A 21,337-nucleotide genomic window follows, 5' to 3' on the forward strand; every position below is an offset into this window, starting at 1 on the left:
CAGCAGGGGCCGGCGCGGCGGCAGCGGCCGGCGCAGGCGCGGCAGCAGCGGGAGCCGGGGCGGCGGCGGCAGCCGGGGCGGGCGCGGCCTTGGCGGCGGAGGCATCTTCGCCCTCACCCGCAAGCACGGCGATCACGGTACCGACCTTCACGCCTTCGCTGCCTTCCGGCACGGTGATCGAGGCAATGATGCCTTCGTCGACCGCCTCGAATTCCATCGTGGCCTTGTCGGTCTCGATCTCGGCGAGGATGTCACCGGAGGAAACGGCATCTCCCTCCTTGACCAGCCATTTCGCTAGTGTTCCCTCTTCCATCGTGGGAGAAAGGGCGGGCATCTTGATCTCGATCGGCATGGGTGGCTCGCTCCGTCAAACTGGCGCTGCTCTTGGCGCTTGGTCTTGACCAATCGGCCGCGCGTTGCAAGCGAATTACATGGAAAAGTGCAACAGACGGTTAGAAATTTGTTGGAGAGCGAGAGGTTGAGAACCTATCTGGTTATTGTTGACGAGACGGAGGAGGTCAGAATGGCGCTCCGCTTCGCTTCCCGCCGCGCCGCCAAGACCGGCGGTGAGCTGCAATTGCTCGCCATCGTCCCCCGCCAGGCCTTCGTCGCCTTTGGCGGAGTCCAGGCCACGATCGAGGAAGAGGCCCGTGCCCGGGCCGAGGTTCTCGTCACTTCGCTGGCCGGAAACGTCTTCTCCGACAGCGGCAAGATGCCCGCCATCGCCGTCCGCCAGGGAGACGCGATCAAGGTGGTGACCGAATACATGGCCGAACATGGCGACGTTGCCGCGCTGGTGCTGGGCGCAGCGGAAGTCGATACGCCGGGGCCGCTGGTCAGCTGGTTCGCCGGGCCGGGGATCGGCACCCTGCCCTGCCCGCTCTACATCGTGCCCGCGTCGCTCGACGAGGCGAAGATCGACGACCTCAGCTGAAACCGACAGCGATCAGCGCCGCTTGCCCTGATGGCGGATATTGCCGGGACGGCCGCGCTTGCCGGCCATGTGCCCACCCTTTTTCTGGAAATCGCCCTTCTTCTTGAACTCCATCGCCCTGCCGCGCGGCTCGATCTTGCTGCCGGGGCCGTCGACCGGCTCGAACTTGAGTGCGCCGGTTAGCGGGTTGGCTTCGGCCAGCTTGAGCTCGACGATCTGGCCTATGGCGAATTTCGTACCACTCTGCTCGCCTTCAAGGACCTGCGCGCGTTCGTCGTAGTTGAAACGCTCCCAGCCGAGGGTGGAGACGGGGACAAGGCCGTCTCCGCCGAGACCGAGGATCGTGGCGAAGAGGCCGAATTTCTGCACGTCGGTGATGCGGGTGGTGAAGGTCTCGCCAACCCGGCCGGACAGCCAGGCGGCGACGTAGCGGTCGATGGTCTCGCGCTCTGCCTCCATCGCGCGGCGTTCGGCGGCGCTGATAGCTTCGGCGATGCGGGTGAGATCGGCGCGGTCACGTTCGGACAGGCCGGACGTGCCGGGGACATCGGCCTTCGGCGCGGGCTGTTCAAGGCCGAAGGCATCGACGAGGGCACGGTGGACGAGAAGGTCCGCGTAGCGCCGGATCGGGGAAGTGAAGTGCGCGTAGGAACCGAGCGCGAGGCCGAAGTGACCGGCGTTGCGCGGGCCGTAGTAGGCCTGGGTCTGACTGCGCAGCACGGCTTCCATGACCAGGATGCGCTCGGCCTCGTCGGTCACGTCCTTGAGCAGGCGGTTGAACAGGCCGGGGGTAATGACCTGGCCCAGGGCGATGTTGCGATCGAAGGTGGAAAGGTATTCCTTGAGCGCGACGAGCTTTTCCCGGCTCGGCGGCTCGTGGATGCGGTAAACCACGGGGGCGACCTTGCTTTCCAGCGCCTTGGCCGCGGCGACGTTGGCGGCGATCATGAAATCTTCCACCACCCGGTGCGCGTCGAGCCGTTCGCGCACGGCGATCTCGACGATCTTGCCGTGCTCGTCGAGGCGGACACGACGCTCGGGGATTTCGAGCTCAAGCGGATCGCGCTTGGAGCGGGCGGATTCCAGCAGGCGCCAGGCGGCCCAGAGGTTGTTGAGGTGCTCAGGCGCCTCGCCCGTGTCGATCCGGCGCTGGGCCTCCTCGTAGGCGATGACCTCGGCGATGCGGACGAGGGCGCGGGTGAAGCGGAATTCGGTGATGCGGCCTTCGCTGTCGATCGTGAGGTGGCAGGCCATGGCCGCGCGGTCCTCGCCCGAGCGGAGGGAGCAGACGTCGGCGGACAGGACTTCGGGCAGCATCGGCACGACGCGGTCGGGAAAATAGACCGAGTTGCCGCGCTTCCTTGCCTCACGGTCGAGCATGCCGCCGGGGCGGACGTAGAAGCTGACGTCGGCAATGGCGACGATGGCGTCGAAGCCGCCCGCTTCGTTGGGCTGGGCCCAGATCGCATCGTCATGGTCGCGCGCGTCGGACGGGTCGATGGCGACGATCGGGAGGTGGCGCAGGTCTTCGCGCTTGTTCTCCGCAAGGGGGAGCTTGGCCGCGATCTGGCCTTCTTCCAGCACTTCGCCGGGGAAGGTGAAGGGGATGCCGTGCTTGTGGATCGCGATCAGGCTGAAGGCGCGCGGGGCGAGCGGATCGCCGAGCACGGCGGTGACCTTGACCCCGGAGCGCGGCGAGCGCCCAGCCGGTTCGGCCAGCACGAGGTTGCCCGCTTCCGCGCCGGCAAGATCCGCGATCGGCACGGCATTGCGCACGCGCTTGTCCACCGGCGCCAGCCAGCCCTTGCCGCCGCCATCGATCTCGACCACCCCGAGCATCTGGTCTTCGTGGTGCGCGAGCTTCTTCATTGGGTGAGCGCGCCAGCCCTGCCCCGCTTCCTCGGTGCGGCACAGCACCCGGTCACCCACCTTGAGCGCGCCGTCGCGCCGGGCGGCCTTGCCCTTGGGCTCGACGATGCGCAGGCGCGGCGGGGGGCTGGCATCGTCGGGCTGCCAGCTATCGGGGATAGCATAGGCCTCGCCGTCCTCGATCTCGACCACCCGCAGGACGGTGACCTTGGCGACCCCGCCCATGCGGTGGAAGGCGGTGCGGTTGCCGTCGATCAGGCCTTCGTCGGCCATGTCGCGCAGCAGGGCCTTGAGCTGGATCTTTTCCTGCCCCTTGAGGCCGAAGGCGCGGGCGATCTCGCGCTTGCCGGCCGGTTCCTCGCTGCTGGCGATGAAATCCAGCACCTGCTGGCGGGTCGGCATTCCGTGGGGCAGCTTGGCTCGGTTCTGGGGCTTGCGGTTCATGCTACAGCCTTGGCGGCAAACGCTTCTGCTGGCAACGTGGGGTGAAGCCGATTTTGGGCCGAATTTGCGGAGTACCTTGTAAATGCGCCGATCTTTTGCCCCTGCCCTGCTCGCCTGCTCGGTCCTTGCGGGGAGCGCCGAGGCAGCGCCACTGCGGCCCAACGGGTCGGACCTGTTCGCCGGGGCGATCCTTGGCAATCCGCAGGACGCAGGCACGATTTCGCGGCGCTGCGATGCTTACCTTGCCGAGATCGCGCGGCGGCAGGCCGTGCTGGAGAACGGAGCCGGAGCGGCGACCGTGCACCTGACCTTGCAGACCTTTGATGACGTCAACAACCTGCTGATCGCGGCGGCGGGCGAGTTCGCGCTGTACCGGGAGGCTTCGGCCGATGCGGCGCGGCGAGAGGCGGGCAGCGCCTGCGAGGTGAAGGTCGCGGCGGCCAACACCCGGCTCAACCTTTCCCGCAAGGTCTATGACCGCCTGAAGGCGATCCCGGCGGCCAAGGCCGATCCGGCCACGCGCCTTTACCTGACCCGCAGCCTTGGGGGATTTGAGCGCTCGGGCGTGGCCCTGCCTGCGGCGCAGCGCAAGCGGGCGCAGGACCTGCAGGACAAGATCTCGGCCGCCGGTGCCGCGTTCGACCGCGAGATCGCCAATGGGCGCAAGACCGTGAGCGCCGATCCGGCCGAGCTGGAAGGCCTGCCGCCCGACTTCATTGCCGCGCACAAGCCGGGGCCGGACGGAAAGGTGACGATCTCGACCGACTATCCCGACCTCTTTCCGGTCCTCTCCTATGCCCGGAGCGAGGGCCTGCGCCGGAAGCTCTACGAGGCCAACCTGACGCGGGCCTGGCCGGCGAACGACGCCAACCTGCGCGTCATGCTCGACCTGCGACAGCAGTTCGCGGCCCTGCTGGGCCGCAAGGACCACGCGACGCTGGTGCTGGAAGACAAGATGCTCGACCGGCCCGCCAAGGTCGAAGGCCTGCTCACCGAAATGGCGGCAGCGGCGCGCCCTGCGGCGGCGCGGGACTATGCGCGCAAGCTGGCAGTCTATCAGATGGGCCACCCCGGGGCGACGAGCTTCAACGCCTGGGACAATGCCTGGCTCAGCCAGCAGGTGCAGAAGCGCGACTTTGCCTATGACCGGCAGGAGGCGCGGCAGTATTTCGCTTATGACAATGTCCGCGACGGCATCCTGCGGCTGACGGAAAGCCTGTTCGGCGTGACCATCCGCCCGTGGAGGACCACGACATGGGACTCGTCGGTCGAGGCCTACGAGATGTTCGAGGGGCGCGGTGCCAATGCCGGCAAGCTGATCGGGCGGTTCTATTTCGACAGCCACCCCCGCCCCGGCAAGTACAACCATGCCAACATGATCAACCTCAGGCAGGGCCTGGCGGGACGCGCAGTGCCGGTTGGCGTGCTGGTGATGAACCTGCCGGAAGGCGGGCACGCGACCGGGCTGATGGAGCACGGCGACGTGGAGACGTTCCTCCACGAATTCGGTCATATGTTGCACCACATCTTCGGCGGCCAGGCCGCGCGCTGGGCGGGGCTTTCGGGAGTTTCGACCGAGTGGGACTTCGTCGAGGCGCCTTCGCAGATGCTGGAGGAATGGGTCTATGATTATGACACGCTGGCGAAGTTCGCGGTGAACGCCAAGGGCGAGACGATCCCGCGCGCGCTGGTGGAGAAGATGAACGCGGCGCGCTACTTCGATCTTGGCATGACCGACATGCGGCAGCTGGCCCTGTCCAACATCTCGCTGCGGCTGCACCAGGGCCCTGCGCCAGCAGACCTTGGCGCGCGGACCCGGCAGCTCGATGCGGAGTACGATGCCCTGCCCCTCCCCGCTTTCGCCCAGCAGCAGGACAGCTTCGGCCACCTCAACGGCTATTCGGCGGTCTATTACACCTATCGCTGGTCCAAGGTCATCGCCGACGACATGTTCACCCGCTTTGCCAAGGCCGGGCTGCGAGACCCGGCAACGGCGCTGGCCTATCGCCGCAAGGTGCTCGAGCCGGGCGGAAGCAAGCCGGCGGCGCAACTGGTTGCCGACTTCCTCGGGCGGCCGATCAGCATTGATGCCTACAAGGCGGAGATGGCCAAGGACCGGTAGAAGCCGCCGCCCGGTGGGACGGGGTCAGAACTCCGCCCAGTCGCTTTCGACTGCGACAGGGGCGCCGTTGGCGACGTAGCGCACTTCGGCCGGGCGAGGTGCCGTTTCGTTGGCTGCCGGCCGAAGCATCGGGGCCGGCGCGGCGCGATCGGCCTTGGGCGACTTGCCGGCCGGTGACTGCGCGCCGCCCGGCAGGCGGAAGGCGCCGACCAGGGTGCCGAGCGCCTGGGCCTCGGACGCGAGACTGGCGGCGGCGGCGGTGCTTTCCTCGACCATCGCGGCGTTCTGCTGGGTCATGCGGTCCATCTCCTTCACCGCGGCATTGACCTGTTCCAGATTGCGCACCTGCATCCCGGCGCTGTCCGACACTTCGGCGACGAACTGGCTCATCGAACCCACGCGCTCGACCAGGCTCGAGATGATCTGTCCGGCCTGCTGGGCAAGATTGACCCCGGAAACGACGTCCGAGCCACTCTGCTTGATCAGGTTCTTGATATCCTGCGCCGCCTCGGCCGAACGCTGGGCCAGCGTTCGGACCTCGTTTGCCACGACCGCGAAGCCCTTGCCCGCTTCACCGGCGCGCGCGGCCTCGACCCCGGCGTTGAGCGCGAGCAGGTTGGTCTGGAAGGCGATCCCGTCGATCAGGCCGATGATCGCGTGAATCCGGTCGGACGAGGTGCGGATCGTTTCCATCGCGCCGATCACCTCGCCGACCACCGCACTGCCATTGTTGGCGATGCCGAGGGTCTCACCTACCGCCTTGGCAGCTTCTTCAGCCTGATGGGCGATCTGGCGGACATTGCCGGTCGCCTCGTTCATCGCGCCGGAGGTTTCGCCGAGATTGGCGGCGAGGCGTTCGTTACGCTGCGCGAGGTCGGCGGCGGCGCTGCTGATTTCCTTCGCCCCGGTGAGGACTGAACCCGCGCCGGAATGGACATCGGCGATGGCCTGGGCGAGCGACCGGGCAGCGGCGTTGAAATTGACCCGGATCTCGTCATAGGCGCCGGGGAAAGTCTCGGTGATCGCCGCGTCAAGATCGTTGCCGGCGAGGCGCTTGAGGTGATCGCGCAAGGTGGTGATGATGTGCTGCTGCGTCTCCAGCCCGGTCATCTGCTCGATATTGTCGCGGAAGCGGCCCATGGCGACTGTCATCCGGCCCACGCAATCGCGGTGATCGGCATAGAGGATCGGGCTGCTCACGTCTCCGGCGGCGAGCGCCTCCATCCGGACCACGGTGTCGACATAGGGCCTGCAGATCAGCTCGCCAGCGACGTGCAGGACGGCGAGGTTGACGGCACCTGATGCGGCCATCACGACCAGCACGGCCCAGGCGGGAAGCCATCCAAGGGAGCAGGCAACCGCCACCACGGTGGCGGGAAGCCACAGGCCCACCACCACCAGTTTCAATGACGCGAACTTGCGGCGAATAGGCAGATTCTTCACGAAAGCATCGAACATGACCGCACTCCAGCCTGTGGATACGGTTCGACACTAACCAAAGTTCATTCTACTGCGGATAATGCCCTATCCGCAGAACGCCCTAGCCATCCGCTCATTGTAAAGTGCGAATTTGCAATTGATTGCGAAATGCACTGAACGCTCGCGGATCAATAGGCGCGCGCGACGTAGATCGTCTCCACCACCGCATCGCCAGTGAAGGGGCATGTCCCCGCCGGCGCGGGCCCGTTCATCGGCGTGTTTCGGATCGTCAGCTTGAGCGCCTTGAGCTTCTGCACCACGGCTTCCAGTGCAGCGCCGGTCGGCCGCGACCAGCCCAGCTCGACCCAGCCGGGATAGCGCTTCGCGTCAGCGAAGAATTCGGCGAGGCCTTCGAGAGTGGTCACGCCGCGCTCGATCTGGGCGTCGCGCTTGGTCGTCGCTTCGGCATGGAGGCTGGACTGGATCGATTCCAGCTCGGCCGAGGCGGTGGCGAGGAATTCGTCACGCGCCTGCCCGGCGAAATTGACCTTGCCATCCTCGCGCCACAGCCTGTCACGCCGCAGGACCGAGACCTGTCCGCCAGCAGCATCGCGCCCGCCAATCTCGAGGATCAGCGGCACACCCTTCTTGACCCAGGCCCAACGCTTCTGGGTGGCCTTGCCCGGGCGCTTGTCGAGCAAAACGCGCGTCCGTTCGCCAAGCGCGGTCTGCGCGGCGAGCGCGCGGCGCAGGTCTTCGCAATAGGCGAGCAGGGCCTCGTCGCCATCGTCGTCGCGCAGCATGGGCAGGATCACGATCTGGTGCGGGGCAATTGCCGGGGGCACGCGCAGGCCATCATCATCTCCATGAGTCATGATGACGCCGCCGATCATCCGGGTCGACACGCCCCACGAGGTGGTGTGACAGTGCTGCTGCGCGCCTTCCTTGTCCTGGTAGCGGATGCCCGCCGCCTCGGCGAAGCCGGTGCCGAGATAGTGCGAGGTGCCGGCCTGAAGGGCCTTGCCGTCCTGCATCATCGCCTCGATCGAATAGGTCGCGACGGCACCGGGGAAGCGTTCGTTCTCGGGCTTTTCGCCGGCGATCACCGGCATGGCGAGGACGTCTTCCGCGAAAGAGCGGTACATTTCCAACGCGCGCAGGGTCTCGGCCATGGCGTCGGCGCGGTCGGCGTGAGCGGTATGGCCTTCCTGCCAGAGGAATTCGCTGGTGCGCAGGAACATCCGGGTGCGCATTTCCCAGCGAACCACGTTCGCCCACTGGTTGGTGAGCAGCGGCAGATCTCGCCACGACTGGACCCAGCGCGACATGGCCGCGCCGATCACCGTTTCGGAGGTGGGGCGGACGACAAGCGGCTCTTCGAGCTTTGCCTCGGGGTCGGGGACCAGGCCGCCCTTCCCGTCACCCACCAGGCGGTGATGGGTAACGACCGCCATTTCCTTGGCGAAGCCTTCGACGTGTTCGGCTTCCTTGGCGAAATAGGACAGGGGGATGAACAGCGGGAAATAGCAGTTGGAGACGCCGGCATCCTTGATCCGCGCATCCATCACCTGCTGGATGCGTTCCCAGATACCGTAGCCCCACGGCTTGATGACCATGCAACCGCGCACGCCGCTCTCCTCCGCCATGTCGGCTTCGGAGATGACTTCCTGGTACCACGCGGCGAAATCCGCATCGCGGGTGACGGAAAGGGCGTGTTTGATAGCGACGGGCTTTTGGGCGGGCTGATTCATGAGCGGCCTGTTAGCCGCTCATGCGCCCACGTTCAAATGCCTTACTTACCGAGTTCGTCGAGCTTCTTCTGCATCGCAGCCATCTGGGCCTTGAGCGAGGAGAGATCGTCCTTGGGCTTTTCCTCGCCCGGGGTTTCGCCGGCGGCCATTTCCGCACCCGGCATGAAGGCGGCGGCAGCGGCCTTGAACATTTCCATGTTGCGCTGAGCGATCGCGGCGAGCGGATTGTTGCCGAGGCTTTCCTCGAAGGCCTTGCGCAGCTTGAGCTGGTTCTCGCGGAAATGCTCCATCGAGGCTTCGAGATAGTGCGGCAGCAGCGACTGCATCGAGTTGCCATACATGGCGATCAGCTGGCGCAGGAAGTTGACCGGGAGGATCTGCTCCCCTCCGCTGGCCTCTTCTTCCATGATGATCTGGGTGAGGATTTGGTGCGTGATGTCGGCGCCGGTCTTGGCGTCGACCACCTTGAAGTCCACCCCTTCGCGGGTCATCTTGGCAAGATGGTCGAGCGTGATGTAGCTGGACGAGCGCGTGTTATAAAGCCGCCGGTTGGCGTACTTCTTGATCACCACGATATCGCCGTCTTCGCTCGACTTACCGGCCATTTGCAACACCCCCATAATGCCTGATTCGGCTTTCATATGGTATAGGCGTTTGGTTGCATTGCAACAACGGCATTGTTGCGCAGCACAAGCCCCTCAGCGGACGAAACGACGCCCCAGCAAGGTGAGCAATTCGTATTGTGACAGGCCGCTGACACGCGCGGCCTCGGGCAGGGCATAGTCAGCGCTCACCCAGTCCCCCTCCCCGAGGTCGGGTGCGGCAGCGAGATCGATCACGGTCATGTCCATCGAGACCCGGCCCAGAACCGGAAGGACCCGGTCGCCCGCGCGCAGGATTCCCCGGCTCGACCAGCAGCGCAGGTAGCCGTCAGCATAGCCGAGCGAGATGACGCCAACGCGCATCGGCGCCGCAGCAACGAAAGTGGCGTTGTAGCCGACGCTCTCTCCCGCAGCGATATTGCGCACCTGCATGATGGCCGCTTCGGGACGGACGACCTGCGCGATGTGCGGTGCCAGCGCTGCGCAGGGCACCCCGCCGTAGAGGGCAAGGCCAGGGCGAGTCAGATCGCCGTGATAGTCCCGCCCGAGCGCGATTCCGGCGCTGTTGGCAAGGCTTGCCCGGCGGTGCGGCAGGCTGCGGCAGACTTCCTCCCAGCGGTGCAGTTGCTGCTGGTTGAGCGGGGTTTCCTCCTCGGCGGAAGCGAGGTGCGAGAGCAGGACGTCGATCTCGAGCCGGGACAGGCGTTCGTCCGCGAGGTCCGCCATCGACAGCCCGAGGCGGTTGATCCCGGTGTCCACCATGACGTCGCAAAGGCCGCCGCCCGCGTCGAGCCAGGTCTGGACCTGGGACGGCGAATTGAGCACCGGCCTTACCCCCGCCTCACGCGCCCAGACTGCATCGGCGGCCGACATGGGCCCATGGAGCACCGACAGCGAGCCCTGCGGAACGAGATCGAGCACCTCCTCCGCCTCGCGCCAGTGAGCAACGAAAAAATCGCGGCAGCCGGCCTCGGCCAGAACCTTGGCCGCGCGGCGCGCGCCGGTGCCGTAGGCGTCGGCCTTGATCGCAGCGCCGGCCGTCGCCGCGCCGGACAGCCGGTCGAGCGCCTGCCAGTTGGCGGCAAGCGCAGCCTTGTCGAGCGCGAGGCGAACCGGCGGTGCGGGAGAGCGCAGGTCAGGCAGCATCGGCATCGAAATCACGGGGTGGCCCGCCCTTGAGGCCCCAGGCGGAGACGGCAAAGGCCACCGCCACCACCGCCCAAGTGTACCACAGACCCGAATAGGGATCGCCGGTGCGCGCAACGATATAGCTGGAAATCAGGGGCAGGAAGCCGCCGAAATAGCCGGTGCCGATGTGATAGGGGATCGACATCGAGGAATAGCGGATCCGGGGCGGGAACATCTCGGAGAGCAGGGCCGCGACCGGTCCGAAGGTGGCACCGGACAGGGCCATCATCACCAGCAGCGCGGCGATGATGGCCAGCGCCGTGCCGAGCGACGGCGTGACCTTGGCCAAATTGTAGCCGGCATCGCCCAGCCATTGCTGGAGGAGCTTGGTCCGCGCCGCCTTGTCGGCAAAGGGATAGGCGCCGACCGGCAAGGCCTTGTCGCCGACCGACAGGGTGAGCGCGGGAGCTTCGGCGCGGGAATAGGATATTCCCATGGCGGTAAGATCACCCAGCAGCTTGCCACATTCGGTCTTCTGCTCAGAATCGAACGGGTTGAAACGGCAGCCCGGTCCGGCGACGGACACGGGTGCGGCCCGGGCCGCCGCGACCAGCGCGGGATTGGCGACGCTGCCGATCGTCCAGTAAATCGGGAACATCGCGAGCAGGACGAGCAGGTAACCGAACACGATCGGCTTCTTGCGCCCGACCCGATCAGACAGGGCGCCAAACAGCACAAAGAAACCCGTGCCGACCAGCGCGGCAATGCCGATGATGATCTCGGCATGGATATCCTCCATCCGCATCGGCCCCTTGAGGAACGACAGGGCGGAAAACATCGCCGTGTACCAGATCACGGTTAGCCCGGCGGCGATGCCGAACAGGGCGATGAAGATCCGCTTCCTGTTGCCGGGATAAGTGAAGCTCTCCTTGAACGGGTTGCCGGCGATCTCGCCCTCTTCGCGCATGGCGATGAAGACCGGGCTTTCCGACAGCTTCAGCCGCATCCACAGCGAGATGCCGAGGAGAGCAAGGCTGAGCAGGAACGGCACGCGCCAGCCCCGGGCGGACCAGATCTCGGCCGGCATCAGGCTCTTGCACGAAAGCACGACGACGAGGCTGAGGACGAAGCCGCCGACCACGCTGGCCTGGATATAGGACGTGAAATAGCCCCGGCGGCCGGGCCCCGCGTGCTCGGCCACGTAGATCGCTGCCCCGCCATATTCCCCGCCAAGCGCAAGGCCTTGCAGGATGCGCAGGAACAAGACGATGAGCGGCGCGGCCAGGCCGATGCTCTCCGCCGAAGGGATCAGGCCGACCCCGGCCGTCGCCACACCCATCAGGAGGACGGTGACCAGGAAGGTGTATTTGCGGCCGAGCCGGTCGCCCAGAAATCCGAAGAGGATCGCGCCGAGCGGCCGAAAGCCGAAGCCCACAGCAAACCCCGCCCAGACCAGCAGCGTCTGCAGCGTTTCGTTGCCGGAGGGAAAGAAGGTCTTGCCGATGATCGCGGCAAGGGTTCCGTAGATAAAGAAATCATACCACTCGAACACCGTTCCGGCCGACGAGGCGGCGATGACGAGGCGCATATCGCTTGCGCTCGGTTCGAGATGTGCCGGTGTTGCTTCCGCCGTGGCCATTGCCGTGAAACCTTCCCCCCGGTGTCGTTCCGCCCGCTCTAGCGACGGTTTCAGGCGGTGGGAAGCGCGGCGAGCGCAGCCTTCCACGCCAGCAGAATCGCGCCGTGGCGGGCCGGGTAAGCTGCGGCAGGTGCAATGGCGGCAAGGCCCGGCCAATCGGGCATCGGCGCCCCGCCGGCAAGCCATCCGGCAATCGCTTCCGCCGAACGGGCAAGGTCAGCCCGCGTCCGTCCAGTCGCGGCCCGGGCGAAGATCGCGGCGCTGGCCTGGCCAACGGCACAGGCCTGGGCGCGCAGACCAAGGGCGCAGATCGCTCCCGCTCCATCAACGGTAAGGGATATGGCAAGGGTCGAGCCGCAGCTTTGCGAGCGCGCTGTACCCTGGAGCGGCATGGCAGGATCGAGCGGCCAGGCGGCAAGCCCCGTGGCCAGGCCCAGCACTTCGGGCGTGTAGAGCTTGGCGGCGGAAGCCACCGGCCCTACTTCTTCTTTGCGGCGAGCCGCTTGGCCTCGGCGTCGGCCGCTTCCTGCCGCCGTTCGCCGATCATCTTGACCAGGGCATCGCTGCTGGCATTGATGAAGGGATAGGTGCGCGACTGGGTGATCCAGTCCGGCCGGCCGTTGACGCCCCAGACAGTGTCATAGCCGAGCACGATGATCGAGAACCCCAGCACCGACAAGAGCATGCCCTTTACCGCGCCGAAGCCGAAGCCGATCACCCGGTCGACCGGCCCGAGCAGCGAACCGCGCGTGGCCGTGCCGATGGTGCGGGCCAGCAGGCGGACCACGGCGTAAGGCACGAGCAGCAGCAGCGCGAAGGCCAGCACCGCCGCCGCGCTGTAGCGATCGCCGACATAACCGGCGAGCATGTTGGTGACCGGCGTGTGAGCGTAATGAATCGCCAGAAGCGAAACCAGCCAAGCGCCAAGCGTCAGCACCTCCTGCACGAAACCGCGCACGAAGCCAGTGATCGCGCCAAGCGCGACCAGAATGAGCACACCGATGTCAAATCCCGTCATTGACCCGATTCCTAGGTGTCACCGACGATCCGGTCAACGAGGCGGTTGAGCATGGCTATATCGTGCCGTCGCATTCCCGGAACTTCCGGCCCGGATTCCGGCGGGGCGTGCGCCGAGTCAAACCCCAGTTTGGCGGCCTCGCGCAGCCGGATCGCGCCATGAGCGACCGGGCGAACCTCGCCTGCCAGTGAGACTTCGCCAAACCAGGTCGTGGCCTTGGGCAGTGGCCGATCCGCCAGCGCCGAGACCAGCGCGGCGGCAACGGCAAGGTCCGCCGCCGGATCGGCGAGACGGTAACCGCCGGAGACGTTGAGATAAACCTCGGCCGATGAGAAGTTGAGCCCGCAGCGCGCCTCGAGCACGGCCAGCAGCATGGCCATGCGCCCGCTGTCCCACCCGACCACGGCGCGGCGCGGCGTGGCCCCGCTCTGCAGGCGTACGATCAGCGCCTGGATCTCGACCAGCACCGGCCTCGTCCCCTCCATCGCCGGGAAAACTGCCGAGCCGGGCACCGGGTCTTCACGCCCCGAGAGGAACAGCATCGAGGGGTTCGAAATTTCCTGCAGCCCCTGCCCGGCCATGGCGAAAACGCCGATCTCGTCCACCGGGCCGAAGCGGTTCTTGAGGCTGCGCAGGATGCGATACTGGTGGCTGCGCTCGCCCTCGAAGGCCATGACCACATCGACCATATGCTCGAGCACGCGCGGGCCGGCGATCGAGCCGTCCTTGGTGACGTGACCGACGAGGACCAGCGCAGCCCCGCTGTCCTTGGCATAGCGGATCAGCTCGAAGGCCGACGCGCGGACCTGGCTGACCGTGCCTGGGGCGCCCTCGATCTGGTCGGAATGCATGGTCTGGATCGAATCGATCACCAGCAGGGCCGGCGGCTCCATCGCGCCCAGCGTGGTCAGGATATCGCGGACGGAGGTGGCCGAGGCGAGCTGGATCGGGGCCTTGCCAAGACCCAGCCGTTCGGCGCGCAGGCGCACCTGTCCGGCCGCTTCCTCACCGCTGATATAGACCACCGTGCCGCCGCCCAGCGCGATCTTCGCCGAGGCCTGGAGCAGCAAGGTCGATTTGCCGATGCCGGGATCGCCGCCCATCAGGATGGCCGAGCCCGGAACGAGGCCACCGCCCAGCGCGCGGTCGAACTCGGGAAGGCCTGTCGAGCGGCGCTGCGGCATCTCGCCCTTGGCATCGAGCGGCTCGAACTGGATGGGTCGGCCCCCGGTCGACAGGTCGTGCTTGACCGAGAACACCGTTTGCGGCGCCTCCTCGGTCAAAGTGTTCCATTCCCCGCAATCGGCGCATTGCCCCTGCCACCGGGTGGAGAGCGAGCCGCAGGCGGCGCAGACATAACGGCGTTTCGGCTTGGCCATGATCCGGCTCTAAATGGAACGCAACGGGAACGCAATTGTATTCCCGCAATAATTGCCTTCTCACGATTATCGGTCCACACCCTGCTCATGCGGCAGAAGGAATTGCGGATCGCGCTAGTCTGCTACGGCGGCATCAGTCTTGCGGTCTATATGCATGGCGTAACCAAGGAATTGTGGAAGCTGTGCTGCGCCAGCCGCTCGTTCCACGCCGGCGAACCGGTCCCGAGCGATTGCCAGGGGGTCTACCGACGGCTGCTCGAACATGTGCAGGAGCGCCACGGGCTAAGGCTGCGCGTGCTGACCGACATCATCGCCGGGGCCAGCGCGGGAGGGATCAACGGCGTGTTCCTTGCCCAGGCGATCCATTCCGGGCGTTCGATCGAACCGCTGACCAAGCTCTGGCTCGAACGGGCCGATGTCGACGTGCTGCTCGACCCGTCGGCGCGGCCGTGGTCTCGCTTCGCCAAGTTCTGGGCCGCACCGCTGGTTTGGTACGTGCTGACCCGGCCGGGCAACGTGATCTCGCAGAGCGTGGCCCCCGAGACACGGGCCGAGGTGCGGACGAAGCTGTCTCGGCTGATCCGTTCGCGCTGGTTCGAGCCGCCCTTCGGCGGGCTCGGATTCTCTCACCTGCTGGCCGACGCGCTCGATGCGATGGGCGGCGGCGTGCAAGGCGAGCCGCTGCTGCCGGCAGGGCACCCGATCGACCTGTTCGTGACGGCTACCGACTTCAAGGGGCATATCGAGACACTGCGGCTCCATTCGCCGCACCTTGTCGAGGAAAGCGAACATCGCCTCTCCATCGGGTTCCGGTCGCAGACCCCGGGCCATGCCGGCGTTGACCTGGCCGACCCACTGGAACTCGTCTTCGCCGCGCGAGCCACGGCGAGCTTCCCCGGGGCTTTCCCGCCGCTGCAATTGCACGAGATCGACATGCTCGGCGTCGAGCGCGGCCGCATCTGGGCCGGGCGCCGGGAATTCCTCGAGCGGATCATGCCCGAGCACGCCTATCGCGGCGAGGCCGAGGGGGTTTCGCTGATCGACGGTTCGGTGCTGGTCAACGCACCCTTCGCGGATGCCATGGCCGTGCTGCGCGACCGCCCCGCCCAGCGCGAGGTGGACCGGCGTTTCGTCTACATCGACCCCAAACCGGACCGGATCGGCGGACTGCGGCGCGACGACCCGCGCCTGCCCGGCTGGTTCTCGGTCATTTTCGGCTCGCTCTCATCGATCCCGCGCGAGCAGCCGATCCGCGACAACCTTGACGACCTTGCCCACCAGTCGCGCGAAATGACCCGGCTGCGCGGGATCGTCGCGGCACTGCGTCCCGAGGTCGAGGAAGCAATCGACAAGCACCTCGGCCGCACCCTGTTCCTTGACCGGCCCACGCCGCGCCGGCTGGCCCAGTGGCGGCACAAGGCGCACAAACTGGTGCACAGGGAATCGGGGCTGGCCTGGCGCGGCTATGAGGAGGTCAAACTGGCCGGGCTGGTCGACGGCCTTGCCGGCATGGTCCAGCAGGCGGCGCCGGAACTGACGCTCGCTTCGCACGATGCGCTGGTTCACCTGTTTCTGGGGGCCATCCGCGACGGCACGGAGAACGACGGGCTGAGCCAGGAGGAACGGCTGATCGCCTTTTTCCGCGCGCACGACCTGCCCTTCCGCATTCGCCGCCTGCGCTTGCTGGCGCGCGGACTGACCCAGGACTGGGAGGACGATCCCGAGGTCAGCGAGGAGCAACGACACGCCGCGCGAGAGGCGGTTTACCGCGCCATGTCGCTCTATTTCGAACTGGAGCCGCTGCGCGGCCTCGGCGAGGATTTCGCCGCAGTGGCCAGCCGCGCCTTCGATGATCCGGCCGCCGTGCTCGCCCATATTGCGCAGCGCCGGCAATTGCCGGCGACCGATCTGGTGGTCGATGCGATCCTTGCCTCGGCCCTTGCCGAGATGCCCGCTCCGCTCAAGCGTCGGGTGCTGCTGACCTATCTCGGGTTTCCATGGTTCGACGCGATAACCCTGCCCTTGCTGCGCGGCGAAGGGCTGACCGAGTTCGACCCGGTGAAGGTCGACCGGATCTCACCCGACGACTGCAACGCGATCCGCACCGGCGGAACCCATGCCACGCTGCGCGGGGTGGAGTTCTACAACTTCGGCGCCTTCTTCAGCCGGGCCTACCGGGAAAATGACTACCTGTGGGGGCGGCTCCATGGGGCCGAGCGAATGGTCGACCTGATCGCCACGGCCCTGCCGCCCGGTTCGCTGCTCGATCCGAACGAGATTCAGCGCTTCAAGCGCGAGGCATTTCTCGCGATCCTGGACGAGGAAGAGGACCGGCTTCAGGCAGATCCGGGCCTCGTCGGCGCGCTGCGCGACGAGGTGCTCCGGAAAATGCCGGCCTGAGGCCGGACGGAAAACCGCCGCGGATTACTCCGTAAGGCCTTCCCATGCGTTCTTGAGGCGGTCGAAGAACCCGCGCGACTGAGGGCATTCCTCACCGGTTTCGGTTTCCTGCAGTTCGCGCAGCAATTCCTTCTGCCGCCCGGTCAGCTTGGTCGGGGTCTCGACCATGATTTCGATGACAAGGTCACCCTTGCCGCGCCCCTGCAACACCGGCATGCCCGCGCCGCGCTGGCGCAATTGCTTGCCCGACTGGATGCCCGCCGGAATTACGATCGCGTGGCGCGCGCCATCGAGGCCAGGAATGGCGATCTCGCCGCCCAGCGCCGCCGTGGTGAAGCTGATCGGCACCTTGGTCATCAAGGTGGTCCCGTCCCGCTCGAACATGGAATGGCGCTTGACGTGGACGAAGATGTAGAGGTCGCCCGGAGGCGCGCCGAACGGTCCCGCCTCGCCCTTGCCGGAAAGCCGGATGCGCGTACCGGTATCGACGCCCGGCGGTACGTTGACCTCAAGCTTTTGCGGCTGGTCGACCCGGCCTTCGCCCCGGCACGAACGGCAGGGACTTTCGATCACCTCGCCGCGGCCGTGACAGGTCGGGCAGGTGCGCTCGACCATGAAGAAACCCTGCTGGGCGCGGACCTTGCCATGCCCGCCGCACATGCCGCAGCGGCGTGTGCCGGTGCCGGGCTGGGCGCCCGAGCCGCTACACGGTTCACACGGGCGCGAGACCTCGATCTCGATCTCCACGTCCTTGCCGTGATAGGCATCGTCGAGCGAGATTTCGAGATCGTAGCGCAGGTCAGCGCCGCGCCGGGCTTGCTGGCGACCGCCGCCGCCGAAGGCATTGCCGAAGATCGTCTCGAAGATGTCGCCGATGTCGGAGAAGCCCTCGCCGCCATGGAATCCACCATTGCCGCCGGGGCCGCCCTGGCGGAACGCGGCATGGCCATATTGATCATAGGCCGCGCGCTTCTGAGGGTCCTTGAGGCAATCGTAGGCCTCGTTGATCGCCTTGAAGCGGTTTTCGGATTCGCCGCAGCCCGGATTCTTGTCCGGGTGAAACTTCATCGCAAGCTTGCGATAGGCGGTCTTGAGCGTGGCGTCGTCAGCCGTCCGCTCGACTTCCAGCAGTTCGTAATAGTCAATCTCGGCCGACATATCGCCCCGTCCCTAACCCGTCCCGCCGCCCATGCGAACACGGGCGGCGGATCGGTTTCATCGCAGCATCAGCCCCGGATCACGAGTTCTTGTCGTCGACTTCCGAGAACTCGGCGTCGACCACGTCGTCATCGCCCTTCGGCGCTTCCGCACCCGGCGAGGCCTGGGCAGCCTGCTCCTTCTCGTAGATCGCCTGGCCCATCTTCATGGCCTTTTCGGTCAAGGCCTGAGTCTTGGCGGTCATCGCCGCGGCATCGCCGCTTTCGATGGCAACCTTGGCTTCGGCGATCGCCTCCTCGATCTCGGCCTTAAGAGCCGGATCGACCTTGTCGCCGTTCTCTTCCAGCTGGCGCTCGGTCGCGTGGACGAGGCTGTCCGCATTGTTGCGGGCCTCGGCCGCCTCGCGGCGAGACTTGTCCTCGGCCGCGAACTTCTCGGCATCGCGGACCATCTGGTCGATGTCCGCGTCGCTGAGACCGCCCGAGGCCTGGATGCGGATCTGCTGCTCCTTGCCGGTGCCCTTGTCCTTGGCCGAGACGTTGACGATGCCGTTGGCGTCAATGTCGAAGGTCACCTCGATCTGCGGCACGCCGCGGCGGGCCGGCGGAATGCCGAGCAGGTCGAACTGGCCGAGGAGCTTGTTGTCCTGCGCCATCTCGCGCTCGCCCTGGAATACCCGGATCGTCACCGCCTGCTGGTTATCCTCGGCGGTCGAGTAGATCTGGCTCTTCTTGGTCGGGATCGTGGTGTTGCGGTCGATCATCTTGGTCATGATCCCGCCCAGCGTCTCGATCCCCAGCGACAGCGGGGTGACGTCGAGCAGCAGCACGTCCTTGACGTCGCCCTGCAGCACGCCGGCCTGGATCGCCGCGCCCATGGCGACGACTTCATCCGGGTTCACGCCGGTGTGCGGGTCCTTGCCGAAGAATTCCTTCACGGCCTCGCGCACCTTGGGCATGCGGGTCATGCCGCCGACCAGCACGACATCGTCGATCTCCGAGGCCTTGAGCCCGGCATCGGCGAGCGCCTTGCGGCAGGGTTCCATCGTCCGCTTGATCAATTCCGCGACCATCTTTTCAAGGTCGGCGCGGGTGATCGTTTCCACGAGGTGAAGCGGCGTGGTGGCGCCGCCTTCCATGCGGGCGGTGATGAACGGCAGGTTGATCTCGGTGGTCTGCGCGCTCGACAGCTCGATCTTGGCCTTTTCGGCGGCTTCCTTGAGCCGCTGCAGGGCCAGCTTGTCGGTCTTGAGGTCGAGGCCTTCCTTCTTCTTGAACTGGTCGGCCAGGTATTCGACCAGCTTCGAGTCGAAGTCCTCACCGCCGAGGAAGGTGTCGCCGTTGGTCGACTTCACCTCGAACACGCCATCGCCGATCTCGAGGATCGAGACGTCGAAGGTGCCGCCGCCAAGGTCGTAGACCGCGATGGTCTTGCCGTCGTTCTTCTCAAGCCCATAGGCGAGAGCGGCCGCGGTCGGCTCGTTGATGATGCGCAGCACTTCGAGGCCGGCGATCTGGCCGGCGTCCTTGGTCGCCTGGCGCTGGGCGTCGTTGAAGTAGGCCGGGACGGTGATGACCGCCTGGGTCACGGTTTCGCCCAGATAGCTCTCGGCGGTTTCCTTCATCTTCTGGAGCGTGAAGGCGCTGATCTGCGAGGGGCTGTAGTCCTGCCCGCCGGCCTGGACCCAGGCATCGCCGTTCTTGCCCTTCACGATGTGATAGGGAACCAGCTCGGTGTCCTTCTGGGTGACCGGATCGTCGTAGCGGCGGCCGATCAGGCGCTTGACCGCGAAAATCGTGTTGTCGCCGTTGGTGACGGCCTGGCGCTTGGCCGGCTGCCCGATCAGGCGTTCACCATCTTTGGTGAAGGCAACGATCGAGGGCGTCGTGCGCGCGCCTTCAGAATTCTCGATGACCTTCGGCTTGCCGCCGTCCATCACGGCCACGCAGCTGTTGGTAGTGCCGAGGTCGATACCGATGACTTTACCCATTATACCCCATTCCTCACGTCGCAAGGTTGACACCGCAGCCAGCCCCCCGGTGCCCGGCAAGGCGTACTCGTGCGGCTCGTTGACGGGGGCGATATAGGAGCGGTTTTTCTTGGCACAAGGGCGCGGGCAAACTAGTTCCCGGGCGATTTCCCTCGTTTTCTCGCCCTGTCCCGAAAGGCAACCGGATGAACCGCTTTTCCCGCCCGCTGGCCTTTGGCCTGGCCGCCCTCGCCCTGCCTTTGGCGGCCTGCCGGCAGAACGGGGCCGCGCCCGAGACGGTGCAGACGAGCGAATCCGCGCCCGAAGCGAAACCGGGCCTGTCGCTCGGCGGAGGACGGCTGATCCTGCCCGCTGTCTCCGGCAACCCGGCCGCGGCCTACTTCTCGCTGACCAACGGTTCGGACAAGGCCGTGACCCTTGCGGCGGTCGACGTCGCCGGCGCGGGCATGGCCATGATGCACCAGACGATGGAGACGAGCGGTCATTCGACCATGGGCGAGATGAAGCAGGACGAGGTGAAGCCGGGCGAGACACTGGTCTTCGCCCCCGGCGGCAAGCACGTGATGGTGTCCGACCTGCCCGCCGGGCTCAAGCCGGGCGGCACGATCGAGATAACGCTCATTTTCGCCGATGGTGACAAGCTTTCCGCACCGCTCACCATCGAAGCGCCGGGTGGCGGGGCCTGACCCCTACCTTGCCCCCGGGCGGAGAACGCCCTCTCACGCCGGGCGAGCGAGACTTGGCCCGCGCGGTGTTCGGCCCCGCGCTCGACCCCGATCCGGTCAGGGTGCGGCGGCGCAAGTGGTTCGCCTTCCAGCCGCGCGAAACGGTCATGGCGCCTTGCGGGCACCTTCATTTCCACCCGGCCGGATCGCGATATTCGGATGATTTCTCGCAGGAAGGCGTGTCACTGACGGGCCTGTTCGTGCACGAACTGACCCACGTCTGGCAAAGCCAGCAACGCGGAAGATTGTGGCTGCCGCTGATGCGCCATCCGTTCTGCCGCTACGACTATGTGCTGGAGCCGGGAAAGGCGTTCGAGCGCTACGGCATCGAGCAACAGGCCGAGATCGTCCGCCACGGCTGGCTGGCCCGGATGGGCCTACCATTAGCGAACGATCTCGCTCGTGACGAACTCGAACGGTTGCTGCTCTCGATCAGCACGCCACCTCGTATTCGTAGCCATACCGATCGGTGCGATAGCAGCGGCCGTTCTTCTTGATCAGCGCGCCGACCGCGCCGCCAGCGGCAGCACCGATCGCCGCACCCTTGACGACATCGCCGCCGGTAGCCGCGCCGATCACGGCGCCGCCAGCCGCGCCGGCAAGGGCGCCCTCTCCAGCGTAGTTGCTTGCGCAGCCGCCCAGCGCCAAGGCGCCGGCCGCCGCCAGCGGGACAAGAAATCTTGCCAACATTTCGGTTACTCCGATCAATTTATTCCTTGCTGGAAAAATGGATCGGAGCCCGAACGGGTTCCCGCAGAT

18 protein-coding genes are annotated in these 21,337 nt (G+C 66.3%); 5 read left to right on the forward strand and 13 right to left on the reverse strand.

Annotation, left to right across the window (positions count from 1 at the left end):
- Nucleotides 1-352, reverse strand: a 352-nt coding sequence (locus H7F51_RS04050; RefSeq protein WP_185662965.1) for a biotin/lipoyl-containing protein, incomplete at its 3' end; no start/stop codon positions are given.
- A 126-nt stretch (nucleotides 353-478) separates the two neighbouring features.
- On the opposite strand from H7F51_RS04050, the gene H7F51_RS04055 reads away from it, so the two are divergent.
- Entirely contained in the window at nucleotides 479-934 is a 456-nt protein-coding gene (locus H7F51_RS04055; RefSeq protein WP_185662966.1) for a universal stress protein, read from the forward strand.
- Nucleotides 935-946: 12 nt separating this feature from the next.
- Here H7F51_RS04055 and rnr read toward each other — a convergent pair whose 3' ends face one another.
- Nucleotides 947-3,247, reverse strand: a complete 2,301-nt coding sequence (gene rnr / locus H7F51_RS04060; protein ID WP_246447803.1) for a ribonuclease R — start codon at nucleotides 3,245-3,247, stop codon at nucleotides 947-949.
- Nucleotides 3,248-3,329: 82 nt separating this feature from the next.
- Here rnr and H7F51_RS04065 point away from each other — a divergent pair, with 82 nt between their 5' ends.
- Nucleotides 3,330-5,369 carry a M3 family metallopeptidase gene (locus H7F51_RS04065; RefSeq protein ID WP_185662967.1) on the forward strand — a complete coding sequence of 680 codons (2,040 nt, stop codon included), beginning with the start codon at nucleotides 3,330-3,332 and terminating at the stop codon, nucleotides 5,367-5,369.
- 24 nt (nucleotides 5,370-5,393) lie between these two features.
- Here H7F51_RS04065 and H7F51_RS04070 read toward each other — a convergent pair whose 3' ends face one another.
- From H7F51_RS04070 to radA, 8 genes are all read right to left on the reverse strand, one after another.
- Nucleotides 5,394-6,827 (reverse strand): methyl-accepting chemotaxis protein, encoded by a 1,434-nt coding sequence (locus H7F51_RS04070; RefSeq protein WP_185662968.1) that lies wholly within the window; start codon nucleotides 6,825-6,827, stop codon nucleotides 5,394-5,396.
- A 149-nt stretch (nucleotides 6,828-6,976) separates the two neighbouring features.
- On the reverse strand, nucleotides 6,977-8,539 hold the full coding sequence (locus H7F51_RS04075) for an aminoacyl--tRNA ligase-related protein (protein WP_185662969.1): 1,563 nt from the start codon (nucleotides 8,537-8,539) through the stop codon (nucleotides 6,977-6,979).
- A 41-nt stretch (nucleotides 8,540-8,580) separates the two neighbouring features.
- A complete protein-coding gene (phaR, locus tag H7F51_RS04080) occupies nucleotides 8,581-9,144 on the reverse strand; it encodes a polyhydroxyalkanoate synthesis repressor PhaR (protein ID WP_185662970.1) in 564 nt (187 codons plus the stop codon).
- A 93-nt stretch (nucleotides 9,145-9,237) separates the two neighbouring features.
- On the reverse strand, nucleotides 9,238-10,287 hold the full coding sequence (alr, locus tag H7F51_RS04085) for an alanine racemase (RefSeq protein WP_185663273.1): 1,050 nt from the start codon (nucleotides 10,285-10,287) through the stop codon (nucleotides 9,238-9,240).
- Nucleotides 10,277-11,857 carry an MFS transporter gene (locus H7F51_RS04090; RefSeq protein ID WP_246447806.1) on the reverse strand — a complete coding sequence of 527 codons (1,581 nt, stop codon included), beginning with the start codon at nucleotides 11,855-11,857 and terminating at the stop codon, nucleotides 10,277-10,279. The genes alr and H7F51_RS04090 overlap by 11 nt, the downstream gene beginning before the upstream one ends.
- 101 nt (nucleotides 11,858-11,958) lie before the next feature.
- Nucleotides 11,959-12,381 carry an iron-sulfur cluster assembly scaffold protein gene (locus H7F51_RS04095; protein ID WP_343061198.1) on the reverse strand — a complete coding sequence of 141 codons (423 nt, stop codon included), beginning with the start codon at nucleotides 12,379-12,381 and terminating at the stop codon, nucleotides 11,959-11,961.
- A 5-nt stretch (nucleotides 12,382-12,386) separates the two neighbouring features.
- On the reverse strand, nucleotides 12,387-12,926 hold the full coding sequence (locus H7F51_RS04100; protein ID WP_185662972.1) for a CvpA family protein: 540 nt from the start codon (nucleotides 12,924-12,926) through the stop codon (nucleotides 12,387-12,389).
- Nucleotides 12,927-12,937: 11 nt separating this feature from the next.
- On the reverse strand, nucleotides 12,938-14,305 hold the full coding sequence (gene radA / locus H7F51_RS04105; protein WP_185662973.1) for a DNA repair protein RadA: 1,368 nt from the start codon (nucleotides 14,303-14,305) through the stop codon (nucleotides 12,938-12,940).
- Between the two features lie 87 nt (nucleotides 14,306-14,392).
- On the opposite strand from radA, the gene H7F51_RS04110 reads away from it, so the two are divergent.
- Nucleotides 14,393-16,705 carry a patatin-like protein gene (locus H7F51_RS04110; protein WP_185662974.1) on the forward strand — a complete coding sequence of 771 codons (2,313 nt, stop codon included), beginning with the start codon at nucleotides 14,393-14,395 and terminating at the stop codon, nucleotides 16,703-16,705.
- 24 nt (nucleotides 16,706-16,729) lie between these two features.
- Here the strand turns inward: H7F51_RS04110 and dnaJ are convergent, their stop codons facing one another.
- On the reverse strand, nucleotides 16,730-17,863 hold the full coding sequence (dnaJ, locus tag H7F51_RS04115; protein ID WP_185662975.1) for a molecular chaperone DnaJ: 1,134 nt from the start codon (nucleotides 17,861-17,863) through the stop codon (nucleotides 16,730-16,732).
- A 79-nt stretch (nucleotides 17,864-17,942) separates the two neighbouring features.
- Complete coding sequence (dnaK, locus tag H7F51_RS04120) at nucleotides 17,943-19,853, reverse strand: molecular chaperone DnaK (protein ID WP_185662976.1); 1,911 nt, start codon at nucleotides 19,851-19,853, stop codon at nucleotides 17,943-17,945.
- Nucleotides 19,854-20,038: 185 nt separating this feature from the next.
- On the opposite strand from dnaK, the gene H7F51_RS04125 reads away from it, so the two are divergent.
- Entirely contained in the window at nucleotides 20,039-20,539 is a 501-nt protein-coding gene (locus tag H7F51_RS04125) for a copper chaperone PCu(A)C (RefSeq protein ID WP_185662977.1), read from the forward strand.
- Nucleotides 20,540-20,592: 53 nt separating this feature from the next.
- The gene (locus tag H7F51_RS04130; protein ID WP_246447809.1) at nucleotides 20,593-21,075 is read left to right on the forward strand and encodes a vgr related protein; all 483 of its coding nucleotides are present in this window, start codon (nucleotides 20,593-20,595) and stop codon (nucleotides 21,073-21,075) included.
- Here H7F51_RS04130 and H7F51_RS04135 read toward each other — a convergent pair.
- Nucleotides 21,011-21,268: a glycine zipper domain-containing protein gene (locus H7F51_RS04135; RefSeq protein WP_185663275.1), complete on the reverse strand. Its 258-nt coding sequence runs from the start codon at nucleotides 21,266-21,268 to the stop codon at nucleotides 21,011-21,013. The genes H7F51_RS04130 and H7F51_RS04135 overlap by 65 nt on opposite strands.
- Nucleotides 21,269-21,337: the final 69 nt, after the last annotated feature.

Origin of the sequence: Novosphingobium flavum, from assembly GCF_014230315.1 — a bacterium.
GTDB lineage: Bacteria > Pseudomonadota > Alphaproteobacteria > Sphingomonadales > Sphingomonadaceae > Novosphingobium > Novosphingobium flavum.

Coding starts and splice junctions, on each gene's coding strand:
- H7F51_RS04065 (WP_185662967.1), top strand. CDS start 3,330: ATGCGCCGATCTTTTGCCCCTGCCCTGCTCGCCTGCTCGGTCCTTGCG.
- phaR (WP_185662970.1), bottom strand. CDS start 9,144: ATGGCCGGTAAGTCGAGCGAAGACGGCGATATCGTGGTGATCAAGAAG.
- dnaJ (WP_185662975.1), bottom strand. CDS start 17,863: ATGTCGGCCGAGATTGACTATTACGAACTGCTGGAAGTCGAGCGGACG.
- H7F51_RS04070 (WP_185662968.1), bottom strand. CDS start 6,827: ATGTTCGATGCTTTCGTGAAGAATCTGCCTATTCGCCGCAAGTTCGCG.
- H7F51_RS04110 (WP_185662974.1), top strand. CDS start 14,393: ATGCGGCAGAAGGAATTGCGGATCGCGCTAGTCTGCTACGGCGGCATC.
- H7F51_RS04090 (WP_246447806.1), bottom strand. CDS start 11,857: ATGCGCCTCGTCATCGCCGCCTCGTCGGCCGGAACGGTGTTCGAGTGG.
- radA (WP_185662973.1), bottom strand. CDS start 14,305: ATGGCCAAGCCGAAACGCCGTTATGTCTGCGCCGCCTGCGGCTCGCTC.
- H7F51_RS04075 (WP_185662969.1), bottom strand. CDS start 8,539: ATGAATCAGCCCGCCCAAAAGCCCGTCGCTATCAAACACGCCCTTTCC.
- rnr (WP_246447803.1), bottom strand. CDS start 3,247: ATGAACCGCAAGCCCCAGAACCGAGCCAAGCTGCCCCACGGAATGCCG.
- dnaK (WP_185662976.1), bottom strand. CDS start 19,853: ATGGGTAAAGTCATCGGTATCGACCTCGGCACTACCAACAGCTGCGTG.
- H7F51_RS04135 (WP_185663275.1), bottom strand. CDS start 21,268: ATGTTGGCAAGATTTCTTGTCCCGCTGGCGGCGGCCGGCGCCTTGGCG.
- H7F51_RS04125 (WP_185662977.1), top strand. CDS start 20,039: ATGAACCGCTTTTCCCGCCCGCTGGCCTTTGGCCTGGCCGCCCTCGCC.
- H7F51_RS04100 (WP_185662972.1), bottom strand. CDS start 12,926: ATGACGGGATTTGACATCGGTGTGCTCATTCTGGTCGCGCTTGGCGCG.
- alr (WP_185663273.1), bottom strand. CDS start 10,287: ATGCTGCCTGACCTGCGCTCTCCCGCACCGCCGGTTCGCCTCGCGCTC.